Source organism: Lacisediminihabitans sp., from assembly GCF_043726815.1.
Taxonomy (GTDB): domain Bacteria; phylum Actinomycetota; class Actinomycetes; order Actinomycetales; family Microbacteriaceae; genus Lacisediminihabitans.
In genome coordinates this window covers 42,402-55,969 of sequence record NZ_JAYSJZ010000060.1, presented here as the reverse complement: position 1 = coordinate 55,969, position 13,568 = coordinate 42,402, and the positions used below count along the sequence as shown (strand labels likewise).

The window sequence follows — 13,568 nt, the reverse complement described above, 5'->3', positions numbered from 1 at the left end:
GGTGCTTGCCGGCATTGTCGGAGCCCGCTGTCACACTGGATTCATGGACCCGCTTCTCGCCCTCATCATCGGCCTCGTCATCGGGGTGCTGCTCGGCGCAGTCATCGGGCTCCTTCTTGCCCGCGCCCGGCGCGCCGGCACGCCGGCGACGGCCGACCCCGCCCTCATCGCCTCCCAGCACGAGATCGCCCTCGCGGCCGTGCGGGCCGACGGACTCGCCGAACAGTCCCGGCTGAGCGCGGAGCTCGCCGCCGTGCAGGCCACCGCGTTCGCCCTCAAGGAGCAGGTCGCCGGTCAGCAGGCCCAGTATCGCGAGCTCGTGGAGCGCCACCGCCTCGAGCAGGTCGCCGAGGCGGAGCGCCAGCAGAAGGAGAGCCGCGTGCTGCAGGCCCTCAGCCCCGTGCAGGAGTCGCTGCGCACCATGCAGCTCAAGGTGACCGAGCTCGAGGCCCAGCGCAGCCAACAGCACGGCGAGTTGAGCCAGCAGTTGCGCACCGCCACCGAGTCGGAGGAGCGCCTCCGCAGCACGGCGGAGTCGCTCGCCTCCGCGCTGCGCAACAACGCCACCCGCGGGGTGTGGGGCGAGACGCAGCTGCGCAACGTCGTGCAGGCCGCCGGACTGATCGAACGCGTCGACTTCGATGTGCAGTCGAGCATCTCCTCGGACGCCGGGGCCGGTCGACCGGACATGGTCATCCACCTCCCGGGCGGCAAGAACATCGCCGTGGACGCCAAGGTACCGTTCAACGCCTACCTCGAGGCGAGCCAGATCGCCGTCACCGCCACCGGCGAGGAGGGCGCGCGACGCGAGCAGTTCATCCGCCAGCACGTCAAGGCCGTGCGGGCGCACATCGACACCCTCGGCAGCAAGGCCTACTGGGCCGGACTCGACGCCTCCCCCGAACTCGTGATCGCCTTCATCCCGAGCGAGTCGCTCGTCTCGAGCGCCCTCGAGGCCGACCCGGGCATCATGGACTACGCGTTCTCCAAGCGCGTCGCCCTCTCGTCCCCGGTCACCCTCTGGTCGGTGCTCAAGACCGTCGCCTTCAGCTGGCAGCAGGATGTCGTGACCCAGGAGGCGAAGATGCTCTTCGACCTCAGCCGCGAGCTCTACGGCCGCCTCTCCACCCTCGCGAGCCACGTCGACAAGCTCGGCCGGTCGATCGAGAGCACGGTGAAGAACTACAACGGATTCGTGGGGTCACTCGAGCGCCAGGTGCTTCCCTCGGCGCGCAAGCTCAACGTGCTCGACGAGTCGAAGGTGCTCGGCAGCCACGACGAACTCGAGGACTTCCCCCGCGACCTGAGCGCTTACGAGCTCGTGGCGGAACTCGAGGCCGTCGCCGCCCTCGAGGTGGAACCGGACCGCACGGCCTAGGTGTACTGCCCAGGCAGGTTGGTATCTCCTGGGTTGTCGACCTGGCCCCCCTCGCGGCCGCCCCGGACGCCCTCTGGCGGTGCCGCCCGCGTCGGTCGGGCCGTGTTCTGCAGGACGGCCCGCGGAGGCGCGGGCGCCTGCCCCACAGACTCTGGTTCTGCACGACTGCGTGTGCAGGACACGGTAGGGGTGTGGCGACGCGAACGGTCCCGGTCTGCAGGACGCTCCCGTCGGTTCTGCACCTCTCGTCCTCGCTATCCGCCCAAGCCGTCCTGCACAACCCGTCCTGGCGTCCTGCACAACCCGTCCTGCACAACGGGAGTCTGCGGGGTGGGCACTCGTGGACCGGAGCCGTCCTGCACAACGTCTGCCCGGGCAGTACACCCAGCCCGCGCTACAGCCACTTCTCGGCGAGGTGGTCCGCCACGACGCGGCGGATGGTGCCGGAACGACCGCGAAGCACGATGCTCTCGGTGCGGATGATCGGGCCCTTCTTGCGCACGCCGCCCACCAGCTGGCCGTCCGTGACGCCGGTGGCGACGAAGTAGGTGTTGTCGCTCGTGACGAGGTCGTCGATCTCGAGGATGCGGTCGAGGTCGTGTCCGGCGTCGATCGCCTTCTGGCGCTCGTCGTCGTCCCGCGGGGCGAGCTTGGCCTGGATGAAGCCGCCGAGCCCCTTGAGCGCGCAGGCCGTGATGATGCCCTCCGGGGTGCCGCCGCGTCCCACACACATGTCGATTCGCGCGTCGTAGCGCGCGGCGTTGATGCCGCCGGCCACGTCGCCGTCGAGAAGCAGTCGCGTGCCGGCTCCCGCCGCCCGGATCTCGTCGATGAGCTCGACGTGCCGCGGGCGGTCGAGCACGGCCACGACGATGTCGGCGATGTCCTTCTTCATCGCCTTCGCGAGCGCGCGGATGTTCTCGCCGATCGGCTGGCGGAGGTCTACCACGCCGTGGCCCTCCGGCCCCGTGACGATCTTGTCCATGTAGAACACGGCGGACGGGTCGTACATGCTGCCCCGGTCGGCGACCGCGATCATCGAGAGCGCGTTCTGGCGACCGGCCGCGGTGAGGGAGGTGCCGTCGATGGGATCGACGGCGATGTCGCAGGCGGGGCCCAGTCCGGTGCCGACGTGCTCGCCGTTGAACAGCATCGGCGCGTGGTCCTTCTCGCCCTCCCCGATCACGACGAGGCCGTCGAAGCCCACCGTGCCCAGAAACTTGCGCATCGCGTCGACGGCCGCTCCGTCCGCGGCATTCTTGTCACCCCGCCCGATGAAGGGCACGGCTCGAATCGCCGCCGCCTCCGTCGCTCGCACGAGCTCCATCCCGAGGTTGCGGTCGGGATGCTGAAAAAGGTTCGCGGTGTCAGTGTTCACTCGTCAAGGCTAACGAGCCTGCCTCCCCGCGCGCGCGCCTCGTTCGCGAAACAATCGGCATTCTTTCGCGGGTACCGGGAGTCAATAGACTCGTACCGTAAATTCGGCGCTGGCCCGATGCGCCAGTCCGAGTAGCCTCAGAAGGAGACGCAATGCCCATCGCAACCCCCGAGCAGTACGCCGACATGCTCGACAAGGCCAAGGCGAGGGGCTTCGCCTACCCCGCGTTCAACGTGTCGTCGTCGCAGACGATCAACGCCGTGCTCCAGGGCCTCACCGAGGCGGGTTCCGACGGAATCATCCAGGTGACCACGGGCGGTGCGGACTACTTCGCCGGGCACACCGTCAAGAATCGCGCCGCCGGAGCGCTGGCGTTCGCCGCGTTCGCGCACGAGGTGGCCAAGAACTACCCGATCACGGTCGCGCTGCACACCGACCACTGCCCGAAGGATGCCCTGGACGGCTTCGTCCTGCCCCTCATCGAGGCCTCGGAGTCCGAGGTGCGCGCGGGTCGCAACCCCATCTTCCAGTCGCACATGTGGGACGGCTCGGCCGTGCCGCTCGCCGAGAACCTCGAGATCGCCCAGTCGCTCCTGCCGCGCATGAAGGCGATCAACGCGATCCTCGAGGTGGAGATCGGTGTGGTCGGCGGCGAGGAAGACGGCGTCAGCCACGACATCAACGAGCACCTCTACACGACCATCGACGACGCGGTCGCGACCGTCGAGGCGCTCGGCTTCGGCGAGAACGGCCGCTACATGGCCGCGCTCACCTTCGGCAACGTGCACGGCGTCTACAAGCCCGGAAACGTGAAGCTGCGCCCGGAACTGCTGCACGAGATCCAGGTCGGCATCGCCCAGCGCTACGGCACCGGCGACAAGCCGCTCGACCTCGTCTTCCACGGCGGATCGGGCTCCACCGACGAGGAGATCGCGACCGCCGTCGCGAACGGTGTGATCAAGATGAACATCGACACCGACACGCAGTACGCGTTCACGCGGTCGATCGCCGACACGATGTTCAAGAACTACGACGGCGTGCTCAAGGTGGACGGCGAGGTCGGTAACAAGAAGGTCTACGACCCGCGCTCCTGGGGCAAGCTCGCCGAGACCGCGATGGCGAAGCGCGTGGTGCAGGCGACCCAGCAGCTCGGATCGGCCGGCCACTCGGGCAACTAGTCCCTCGGGCCGGTCAACGGGTCGCCGCTCAGTAGAGGAAGATCCGCAGCCAGCCCGGATTGTGTGCGTGCACCAGCACCAGGAAGACCACCAGGTCGAACAGCAGGTGCACGCACACCACGTAGGTGAGCGACCGCGTGCGGGTGAAGATGTACCCCTGCAGCAGCGCGAACGGGAAGGTCATCAGCGGACCCCAGCCGCGATAGCCGAGTTCCCAGAGGAACGAGACGAAGATCACGGCCTGCAGCAGGTTGGCCTGCCAGACCACGAAGTGCCGCCTGAGCAGCGCGAACACGACGCAGATGAAGAACATCTCGTCCCAGATCCCGACGAAGTTCACGCCCACGAACAGGCGCGCGAGCTCGTCCGGCGCGTGGATGGCCGGCCAGTTGAGGTACGCCCCCGAGCCGATGAAATAGAACGGCAGGATGAAGTAGCCGAGCACCAGCACGATCGGCAGGTACGAGCGTTCGAGCCTGGTCCAGCGGTGGCCGGTGTTGATGGGGAACCGGATCGCCCGGTCGGCGCCGCGTCCGACCCCCAGGCGGGGAAGGCCCCACCGCTCGACGGCATAGGGCACAGCGATCGCGAGGCTGAGCACGGTGCCCATGAGCGCGATGTTGGCGTAGCTGATGTCGGCCGCGACCGAGATGGTGCTCACGATTCCGAGGCCGGCGCCCACGAGCGTGAGGCTGCGGAACAGGTCGCGATCGAGGGCGAACGCCGCGATCAGGCTGGCGGCGAGGGTCGCGTATCCGGCCGGCATTTCCTGCACGCCGAAGAGCAGAACGGCGGAGGCCGAGACTCCGGCCGCGGGAAGCAGGTTCCAGGAGAGCGCCGGTGGCGCGGTGCGGGGTGACTCCAGGGCGCGAGGGTCAGCGACCGACATAGGCGGTGAACGCCGGGTCGCCCAGCATGAGCGTGGCGAGGCAGACGAAGGAGACCAGATAGGCCACCGCCCCACCGATGATCGGCAGGTAGAAGGCGACGCGGCCCTTGCGAAGCGCCCTCGTCGTCACAACGACGGTGACCAGGAACAGCACGACGTTGGACACGTTGATGACGATTCCGAGAGTGCCGGCGAGGGCCGTGGGGGTGTAGGTGCCGATGTTCATCATCGTGTACACCTGCTGGATCACGGCGTTCAGGTCGGTGAACTGGAAGAAGCCGGCGATCACGGTCACCGCGCCATAGGCGAGCAGGGCGTAGCTGAGAAAGGCGTCCCAGCGGCGCGGCGCGGCCGTTCCGATGGCCGAGGGCGCGGCACCCGGCACGACGGCAGCACGCTCCGCGGCGGGCGGCACCACGGGCGGCGCGAACGACGGGGCGGGCAGCCCGGCCGCCGCGGCCTGGTCCTTCGGGCTCGCGTACTCGCCGTACTGCGGGCGCGGTCGGGGGTCGGTCATTTCTTCTGCCAATCGAGTTGTCGGGTCCGGCCGCCGAGTCCGCGGGAATCGGCCTGGCCGCTCGCGTCCTTGCGCAGCTCCTTGGGCAGCGAGAACATCAGGTCCTCCTCGGCCGTCACGACCTGGCGCACGTCGGTATAGCCGGCGTCGGCGAGGTCGTCGAGCACCTCCTGCACGAGAACCTCCGGCACCGAGGCGCCGGACGTCACCCCGACCGTGGAGACACCGTCGAGCCACTCCTGGCGGATCTCGCTCGCGTAGTCCACCCGGTAGGCGGCCCGCGCGCCGTTCTCGAGGGCGACATCCACCAGGCGCACGGTGTTCGAGCTGTTGGCCGAGCCGACGACGATAACGAGCTCGGCCTCTTCGGCGACCTTCTTGATGGCCACCTGACGGTTCTGGGTGGCGTAGCAGATGTCGTCGCTCGGCGGGTTGCGCAGGTTGGGGAATCGTTCGCGCAGCAGGCGCACCGTCTCCATGGTCTCGTCGACGCTCAGGGTGGTCTGGCTCAGCCACACGAGGTTGTCGGGATCCTTCACCTGCAACCGGGCGACATCCGCCGGGCTGTTGACGAGGGTGGTGCGCTCCGGGGCGTGCCCCATCGTGCCCTCGACCTCCTCGTGGCCGGCGTGGCCGATCAGCAGGATCTCGAAGTCGTCCCGGGCGAAGCGCACCGCCTCACGATGAACCTTGGTGACGAGCGGGCAGGTGGCGTCGATCGCCTCGAGGTTGCGGTCGGCCGCGCCCTGGACCACGGCCGGCGAGACCCCGTGGGCGGAGAACACGATGTGCGAGCCCTCCGGCACCTCGTCGACCTCATCGACGAAGATCGCGCCCTTCTTCTCGAGGGTGGACACGACGTGGATGTTGTGCACGATCTGTTTGCGCACGTAGACCGGCGAACCGAAGTGCTCCAGAGCCTTCTCGACCGCGATCACCGCCCGGTCCACTCCCGCACAATAGCCTCGGGGCGCCGCGAGCAGCACCCTCTTGGGATGGGTGACGGGGTTGTCCCTTAGCCTGTTACGTACCGCGGGAATCCGCGGCATGTTCAGGCTGGCGGCAGCGCCGTTGGTTATCGTGCTCACGAACCCGATTGTAGTTCGCGCGCACTCCGAGACGCTGGGAGGCAACAGATGGCCGGCAGAGCGGCGCGAGACGCGTACGAGACACTGGAGATCTCCCTGCGTGACGAGGACGGCGTGGAGGCCACCCCGGAGGGCCTGCTCGTACACGGAAGGCGCTTCGCGTTTCTCGAGGGCGACGACCTCGTCGTGGACGTCACTCCCGCCCGGGCGCGCGACCTGGTGCACCGTGGTGTCGCCGAGCGATTCGTGGTCGACGGACATCCCGCGCGCGAGTGGGTTCGGGTGAGCGACCTGCAGCTGTGGCCGGAGCTGGCCGGCGAGGCGCACGAATACGTGGGCGAGCCGCCCGTGGGCGGCCAGTCGTGACGGCAGGATCGATTCCCGCATGACCATAGATCCCGGGCCTTCCACCGTCGACGCCCCGTGGCCGGTCGCGCTGCTCTCCAACAAGATCAAGGGCTGGATCGATCGGCTCGGCTCGGTCTGGGTGGAGGGCGAGATCACCCAGTGGGGGCTCTCCGGCGGAAACGTCTACGGAAAGCTCAAGGACCTCGACGTCGATGCGACGGTCGGCTTCACCGTCTGGTCGTCGGTGAAGGCCAAGCTCCCCGACGACCTGAAACAGGGCGACCGGGTGATCGCCCTCGTCAAACCCAACTACTGGGTCAAGGGCGGCACCCTCACCATGCAGGTGTTCGAGATGCGCCACGTGGGCCTCGGCGACCTGCTGGAGAGGCTCGAACGCCTTCGCCAGAAGCTCAGGGCGGAGGGCCTCTTCGACCCGGCCCGCCGCAAGCCGCTCCCCTTCTTGCCCGGCTGTGTCGGACTCATCACCGGCAAGGATTCGGATGCCGAGAAGGACGTTCTGCGCAATGCCCAGTTGCGCTGGCCCGCCGTGGCATTCCGCGTCGTGCACACCGCGGTGCAGGGCGATCGTGCCTCGGGCGAGGTCACCGCGGCGCTCAAGCTCCTCGACGCGGACCCCGAGGTCGACGTGATCATCGTCGCGCGCGGAGGCGGCGACTTCCAGAACCTCCTCGTCTTCAGTGACGAGACGCTCGTGCGCACCGCCGCCGCCTGCGTCACCCCCATCGTGAGCGCCATCGGGCACGAGGCGGACCGGCCGTTGCTCGACGAGGTAGCCTCGCTGCGGGCATCCACTCCCACCGACGCGGCGAAGCGCGTGGTGCCGGACGTGGCCGAGGAACTCAGCCGGGTGCAGCAGGCGCGGTCTCGCATCCTGAGCCGGGTGACGAGCTTCGTCGTGACCGAGATCGACCGGCTCGAGCAACTGCGGTCACGCCCGGTGCTCGCGAGCTCGTCCTGGCTCGTCGACTCCCGCGCCGAGGAGCTGGGCCGTTACATCGGACGCAGCACCGAGCTCATCGACCTCATGATCGAACGCTCCCTCACCCGGGTGGGCGAGTTGCGGTCCCAGTTACGGGCGCTGTCGCCGCAACGCACCCTCGACCGCGGATACGCGATCGCCCAGATGCCGGGAGGCGCGGTGCTGCGCAGCGAGCGGGAGGCGCCGGTGGGCACTCCGCTCCTCCTCACTCTCGCCGACGGCACCGTGACCACCACCGTCACCCCGCCGCCGACCACCCCCGCCAAGGCTCGGTAGAGTTAAGACGTGGCAGAGATCTCATCCCCCGTTCCGGCGGTCGCCGACCTGAGCTACGAGCAGGCGCGCGACGAACTCGTGCGTGTCGTCAACGAGCTCGAGCAGGGTTCGACCACGCTCGAACAGTCGCTGGCCCTGTGGGAGCGCGGCGAGGCCCTCGCGAAGCGGTGCGAGGAATGGCTCATCGGCGCGAAGGCGCGACTGGACGCGGCTCGCAACGCCGTCGCGGGCTGAGAACGGTGACCCTTCCCCCCGACCGGCCGGCGCGCGTCGTCGCCGAGCTCGGCCGTCCCGAGACTCCGGAGGAGACGGCCGCACGCAAGGCGGAGGCCTCGCGCAAGCACCGCTCCAACCAGTCCCTGATCAATCTCGTGCTTGCCCTGCTCGCGTCGCTTGCCGTGGTGCTGGTGCTCGTGCTCGTCGTCGTGCGCCCCGACCAGCCGGCCCGCCAACCCGTCGACTTCGTCGGCGATGCCGCCAAGTCGCAATCGCTCGTGGGTGCGCCCCTCGCGGCGCCCCGGCTGCCGGCCGGCTGGAGCGCGAACGACGACGGTGTCACCACGTCGGCCGACGGAATCACGGCGTGGACCATCGGCTTCATCACGCCCAAGACCCAGTTCATCGGGCTCAAGCAGGGCATCGACGCCAACCGCACCTGGGTGTCGAACGCGCTCGAGCGGGCCAGGGCCACCGGCATGGAATCCTTCGGTGGCCTCGAGTGGACCGTCTACGACCGACGCGCCCAGAGCGACACCGGAAACATCGCCTACGCCCTCACCACGACGGTGGGGCGCAGCAGCATCGTGCTCTACGGCACGGCCGAGACGGCGGAGTTCCGCGTGCTCGCCACCGCCATCGCCGAGCAGCTCCAAGCGGAAGGAAAGACCAAGTGAGCGAAGAGATCCGCAGCCCGTCCGTCGCCTGGCAGGAGATGTCGCGCGGCAACCAGCGCTTTGTGAACGGCGTGCCGAGCCATCCCCGCCAGGACGTCGAGCGACGCGAGCAACTCGCCACCCGGCAGGATCCCCAGGCGGCGCTCTTCGGCTGCAGCGACTCCCGTCTCGCCGCCGAGATCATCTTCGACAAGGGGCTCGGCGACCTCTTCGTGGTGCGCAACGCCGGGCAGGTCATCTCCGACTCGGTGATCGGCTCGCTCGAGTACGCGGTAGCGGTGCTGAACGTGCCGCTCATCGTCGTGCTCGGCCACGACGAGTGCGGAGCGGTGAGGGCGGCCATCGACTCGCAGGCGCCGGACGCCGTTCCGTTGCCGCCGCACATCCACGGCCTGATCGAGAAGATCATTCCCGCGGTGAAGCGCGTCACCGCCCCGGACGGAGAGCGCCCGGACGCGACCGAGGTGGGCCGCGAACACCTGCGCGACACCGTCGCCGAACTGCTCGAAAGCTCCGAGCTCATCAGCGACGCGATCGCCGCGGGTACGCTGGCTATCGTCGGTGCGAACTACCGTTTGCTCCAGGGTGCGGCCGTGCCCGACATCATTGTCGGCGAGGTCTGAAAACACCATCCCCGTTCGCCCCATCCCGGATACCCCGGATAAACGAGAAGGACAACACAGCGCCGTGAACACTCTGCACCAGGTCGCCGACGACCAGTACCGCATCGAACACGACACGATGGGCGAGGTGCGGGTGCCGGTCGCCGCCCTCTACGGGGCGCAGACGCAGCGGGCGGTCGACAACTTCCCGATCTCCGGATCCGGGCTCGAGCCCGCCCAGATCGTGGCCCTCGCCCGCATCAAGCGTGCGGCGGCCATCGTCAACCGCGATCTCGGCATCCTCGACGCGGAGATCGCGGAGGCGATCGTGCTCGCCGCCGACGAACTGATCGCCGGACGGCATCACAACCAGTTCCCGGTCGACACGTACCAGACCGGCAGTGGCACCTCCTCCAACATGAACACCAACGAGGTTCTCGCCACGCTCGCCACCCGCTTCGCCGGCCGGCCGGTGCACCCCAACGACCATGTGAACGCCTCCCAGTCGTCGAACGACGTGTTCCCCACCTCGGTGCACGTCGCCGTGACGGGCGCGCTTCTCGGCAGCCTGGTACCCGCGCTCGACCACCTCGCCGTGGCGCTGGAGAGCAAGGCCGAGCTGTGGAAGTCGGTCGTGAAGTCCGGTCGCACGCACCTCATGGATGCGACCCCGGTCACGCTCGGACAGGAATTCGCCGGGTACGCGGCCCAGATTCGCTACGGCATCGACCGCATCCAGTCCACGATCTCGCGGGTTGCCGAGGTGCCGCTCGGGGGAACCGCCGTCGGCACCGGCATCAACACGCCGGCCGGCTTCTCCCAGCGGGTAATCGAACTCCTCGCCGCCGACTCCGGCCTGCCCCTCACCGAGGCTCGCGACCACTTCGAGGCGCAGGGTGCGCGGGATGCCCTGGTCGAGGCATCCGGAGCCCTCCGGGTGATCGCGGTCAGCCTCACGAAGATCTGCAACGACCTGCGCTGGATGGGCTCCGGCCCCAACACGGGCCTCGGCGAACTGAACATCCCCGACCTGCAGCCCGGCTCTTCGATCATGCCGGGAAAGGTGAACCCGGTGATCCCGGAGGCCGTGCTCATGGTCGCCGCCCGGGTGATCGGCAACGATTCCACGATCGCCTGGGCCGGCGCCTCCGGCTCATTCGAGCTCAACGTGGCGATCCCGGTCATGGGCACCGCCCTGCTCGAGTCGATTCGCCTCCTGGCGAACTCCACCATCGCGCTCGCCGACAAGACGGTCGACGGGCTGCAGGCCAACGTGGAACGTGCCCGCGCCCTCGCCGAGTCCTCCCCCGCGATCGTCACGCCACTCAACCGGGTGATCGGCTACGAGGCGGCGGCAAAGGTCGCCAAGAATGCGGTGGCCAAGGCGATCACCATCCGCGAGTCGGTGATCGACCTCGGATTCGTCGAGCGCGGTGAGGTGACGGTCGAGCAGCTCGACTCGGCGCTCGACGTGCTCTCGATGACCCGACCGCCTCAGGCGAAGGCGTAGGCGGGCTACTTCGTCGGCACTCCGGCGCTCTCGATGGCCGAGCCGTCGAAGTTGCGCACGGTGCGGTCGGCCACGGCGGACGCGAGGTCGACCGGAACGAGCATTGACACCGACTTCGCCCCGCTCGCACTCGTGTCGCACTGGGTGACGTTGGCGTCGTTGCCGGAGCCGGCGGCGTTCGGCTGCCCGACATAGACCCCGACGGTGACCCTGTCATCCGTCTCGACCAGCGCCACGCTGTACGGAATGCAGCGTTTGTCCACCCGCACCTGCAGCACCAGGTCTGCCGAGTCGAGCGCCGTCAGGCCCACCTGCGGCGACGAGCCGATGTAGCCATCCCCCGGCTTGGCCCCGTGCCTCGTGTAGTTCTTCAGGCCGAAGAGGTAGCTCGGCGTGCGCTGCGCGCCAACCATGGCCTGATAGCGCAGCACCGGCTGAACGACGACGCCGGCGGGCGGCGCAGAGACGGTGGCGAACACCCGGTTGACCACGACGGGCGCCGGGGAACCCCAGAGGCGCTCCACCGTGCTCATTCGCGCGGGCACGTCCACGGCGCGCGGAAGCTCCTCGCGCACCGGATTCGCCAGGGAAATGCTGCCGACCACGACCACGACGAGGGCGACGGCCGACACGATCCGGTGGATGGCCACCGCCAGCGGACCGGGTTCGCCCCCGCCGGAATCACGTCGACTCCATCCGGCGAGAGCGCGCCATTGGCCCCGCGGGGCGATGAGGCCCCACACCGTGAGGATCACGAATGCGATCATCACGGTTGTCGTCAGGCTTGTCACCCTACGAGCTTAACTCTGCCCCTCGAGAGTGGGTCACCTCACCGGTCTACCCGGGCAAGTTGTCAGGCAAGCTCATTCGACTCCAGCATCTCGGTCACGAGCGCCGCGATCGCCGAGCGCTCGGACCTGGTCAGGGTGATGTGTCCGAAGAGCGCGTGGCCCTTGAGCGTCTCGATCACCGAGGCCACCCCGTCGTGCCGGCCGACGCGCAGGTTGTCGCGCTGGGCGACGTCGTGGGTGAGCACCACCCTCGAGTTCTGGCCGATGCGGCTGAGCACCGTGAGCAGCACGTTCCGCTCGAGCGACTGGGCCTCATCCACGATCACGAACGCGTCGTGCAGGGAGCGCCCGCGGATGTGGGTGAGCGGCAGCACCTCGAGAAGTCCGCGTTCCACGACCTCGTCGAGCACGTTCTGGGAGACGACCGAGCCCAGAGTGTCGAACACGGCCTGCGCCCAGGGGTTCATCTTCTCCGAGGCGTCGCCCGGCAGGAAGCCGAGTTCCTGGCCGCCGACCGCGTAGAGCGGGCGGAAGACCATGATCTTCTTGTGCTGCTGCTTCTCGAGAACGGCCTCGAGCCCCGCACAGAGGGCGAGGGCCGACTTGCCGGTGCCGGCTCGGCCGCCGAGCGACACGATGCCGATCTCCGGGTCGAGCAGCATGTCGATGGCGAGCCGCTGCTCGGCGGATCGCCCGTGCAGGCCGAAGATGTCGCGGTCCCCACGCACGAGCCGAAGCTGCCCGGGGGCGGTGACGCGGCCGAGGGCCGAACCCCGGTCAGAGTGGATGACCAGCCCGGTGTTCACCGGGGTGTCGCCGACGACGCGGGTGTGCAGCGACTCGGTCTCGTAGAGCCTGGCCATCTGCTCGGACGGCAGGGTGACATCCTCCATGCCGGTCCAGCCGGAGTCCACCGCGAGTTCCGCCCGGTACTCCTCCGCCGCCAGCCCGATCGACGCGGCTTTCACGCGCAGGGGCAGGTCCTTGGAGACGACCGTGACATCCAGACCGTCGTTGGAGAGGTTGAGCGCCACCGCGAGGATGCGCGAATCGTTGTCGTTGAGCTGCAGGCCGGAGGGCAGCACCGACATGTTCGAATGGTTGAGTTCGACCCGCAGGGAGCCGCCGTCGCCCACCGCGATCGGAAAGTCGAGACGCTCGTGCTGGATCCTCAGTTCGTCGAGATTGCGCAGAGCCTGCCGGGCGAAGTAGCCGATCTCTGGGTCGTGGCGCTTGGCCTCGAGCTCCGAGATGATCACCACGGGCAGAACGACGGCGTGTTCCGAGAAGCGGAAGATCGCCTTCGGGTCAGACAGGAGCACAGACGTGTCGAGCACATACGTGCGCTCGGTTTGCCTGACCTTCGAGGCTGACGGCGAGGCTGGGCTGGTCTTGTCCAATGCGGCCACGTGAACTCCATCCCCGAGTGTTCGACACTCGGATCCAGTCGCGTGACGGCCGGTCAGTTCCTTTAGGCACTGTCTTTTCCCGAAACGAACTTACGTGGCCGTCTCGATCGGGTGCCATACCCGATGGATCCGACGCTACGTCGCTCGCTCGGCAACACCATCATCGACACGCCCTGTGCGGTGTTACATCGCGGTAAATTCGCGGCGTCGAACTCGTGCCTCCCCGTTCTTAGCTCCCGTTGCTCCATCTGCTCCCGTTGCTCTTCCGAAATCCATGCAATCTGTGCACCGCAGCGGCGTGTTGGCGCTGC

Annotated in this window: 14 protein-coding genes; 8 read left to right on the top strand and 6 right to left on the bottom strand. The window is 68.4% G+C overall.

All coding sequences use genetic code 11. The features are described from left to right. Positions 1-43: 43 nt before the first annotated feature. Positions 44-1,378: a DNA recombination protein RmuC gene (gene rmuC / locus ACHZD8_RS08570; RefSeq protein WP_394769824.1), complete on the top strand. Its 1,335-nt coding sequence runs from the start codon at positions 44-46 to the stop codon at positions 1,376-1,378. Positions 1,379-1,772: 394 nt separating this feature from the next. Here rmuC and glpX read toward each other — a convergent pair whose 3' ends face one another. Beyond that, a complete protein-coding gene (gene glpX, locus ACHZD8_RS08565) occupies positions 1,773-2,705 on the bottom strand; it encodes a class II fructose-bisphosphatase (protein WP_394769874.1) in 933 nt (310 codons plus the stop codon). Positions 2,706-2,908: 203 nt separating this feature from the next. On the opposite strand from glpX, the gene fbaA reads away from it, so the two are divergent. Continuing rightward, positions 2,909-3,934, top strand: a complete 1,026-nt coding sequence (fbaA, locus tag ACHZD8_RS08560) for a class II fructose-bisphosphate aldolase (RefSeq protein ID WP_331898610.1) — start codon at positions 2,909-2,911, stop codon at positions 3,932-3,934. A 28-nt stretch (positions 3,935-3,962) separates the two neighbouring features. Here the strand turns inward: fbaA and ACHZD8_RS08555 are convergent, their stop codons facing one another. The 3 genes from ACHZD8_RS08555 to ACHZD8_RS08545 are packed head-to-tail and all read right to left on the bottom strand — an operon-like array spanning position 3,963 to position 6,389. After that, a complete protein-coding gene (locus tag ACHZD8_RS08555) occupies positions 3,963-4,823 on the bottom strand; it encodes a type II CAAX prenyl endopeptidase Rce1 family protein (protein ID WP_394769823.1) in 861 nt (286 codons plus the stop codon). Then, positions 4,810-5,340, bottom strand: coding sequence for a DUF6264 family protein (locus tag ACHZD8_RS08550; RefSeq protein WP_394769822.1), 531 nt, complete (start codon positions 5,338-5,340; stop codon positions 4,810-4,812). The genes ACHZD8_RS08555 and ACHZD8_RS08550 overlap by 14 nt, the downstream gene beginning before the upstream one ends. Continuing rightward, positions 5,337-6,389: a 4-hydroxy-3-methylbut-2-enyl diphosphate reductase gene (locus ACHZD8_RS08545; protein ID WP_394769873.1), complete on the bottom strand. Its 1,053-nt coding sequence runs from the start codon at positions 6,387-6,389 to the stop codon at positions 5,337-5,339. The genes ACHZD8_RS08550 and ACHZD8_RS08545 overlap by 4 nt, the downstream gene beginning before the upstream one ends. A gap of 87 nt (positions 6,390-6,476) precedes the next feature. Between ACHZD8_RS08545 and ACHZD8_RS08540 the strand changes: the two genes are divergently transcribed. The 6 genes from ACHZD8_RS08540 to ACHZD8_RS08515 all read left to right on the top strand — a co-directional run bounded on the left by ACHZD8_RS08540 (position 6,477) and on the right by ACHZD8_RS08515 (position 11,057). After that, entirely contained in the window at positions 6,477-6,794 is a 318-nt protein-coding gene (locus ACHZD8_RS08540) for a hypothetical protein (protein WP_394769821.1), read from the top strand. A gap of 19 nt (positions 6,795-6,813) precedes the next feature. Next, the gene (gene xseA, locus ACHZD8_RS08535; protein ID WP_394769820.1) at positions 6,814-8,052 is read left to right on the top strand and encodes an exodeoxyribonuclease VII large subunit; all 1,239 of its coding nucleotides are present in this window, start codon (positions 6,814-6,816) and stop codon (positions 8,050-8,052) included. A gap of 18 nt (positions 8,053-8,070) precedes the next feature. Next, on the top strand, positions 8,071-8,286 hold the full coding sequence (locus tag ACHZD8_RS08530; RefSeq protein WP_147783193.1) for an exodeoxyribonuclease VII small subunit: 216 nt from the start codon (positions 8,071-8,073) through the stop codon (positions 8,284-8,286). 5 nt (positions 8,287-8,291) lie between these two features. Further along, the gene (locus tag ACHZD8_RS08525; protein ID WP_394769819.1) at positions 8,292-8,945 is read left to right on the top strand and encodes a DUF4245 domain-containing protein; all 654 of its coding nucleotides are present in this window, start codon (positions 8,292-8,294) and stop codon (positions 8,943-8,945) included. 38 nt (positions 8,946-8,983) lie between these two features. After that, positions 8,984-9,568, top strand: a complete 585-nt coding sequence (locus ACHZD8_RS08520; protein WP_394769872.1) for a carbonic anhydrase — start codon at positions 8,984-8,986, stop codon at positions 9,566-9,568. Positions 9,569-9,632: 64 nt separating this feature from the next. After that, positions 9,633-11,057, top strand: a complete 1,425-nt coding sequence (locus tag ACHZD8_RS08515) for a class II fumarate hydratase (RefSeq protein ID WP_394769818.1) — start codon at positions 9,633-9,635, stop codon at positions 11,055-11,057. 5 nt (positions 11,058-11,062) lie between these two features. Here the strand turns inward: ACHZD8_RS08515 and ACHZD8_RS08510 are convergent, their stop codons facing one another. After that, positions 11,063-11,848: a hypothetical protein gene (locus ACHZD8_RS08510; RefSeq protein WP_394769816.1), complete on the bottom strand. Its 786-nt coding sequence runs from the start codon at positions 11,846-11,848 to the stop codon at positions 11,063-11,065. Positions 11,849-11,910: 62 nt separating this feature from the next. Continuing rightward, entirely contained in the window at positions 11,911-13,248 is a 1,338-nt protein-coding gene (locus ACHZD8_RS08505; RefSeq protein WP_394769871.1) for a PhoH family protein, read from the bottom strand. Positions 13,249-13,568 lie beyond the last annotated feature (320 nt).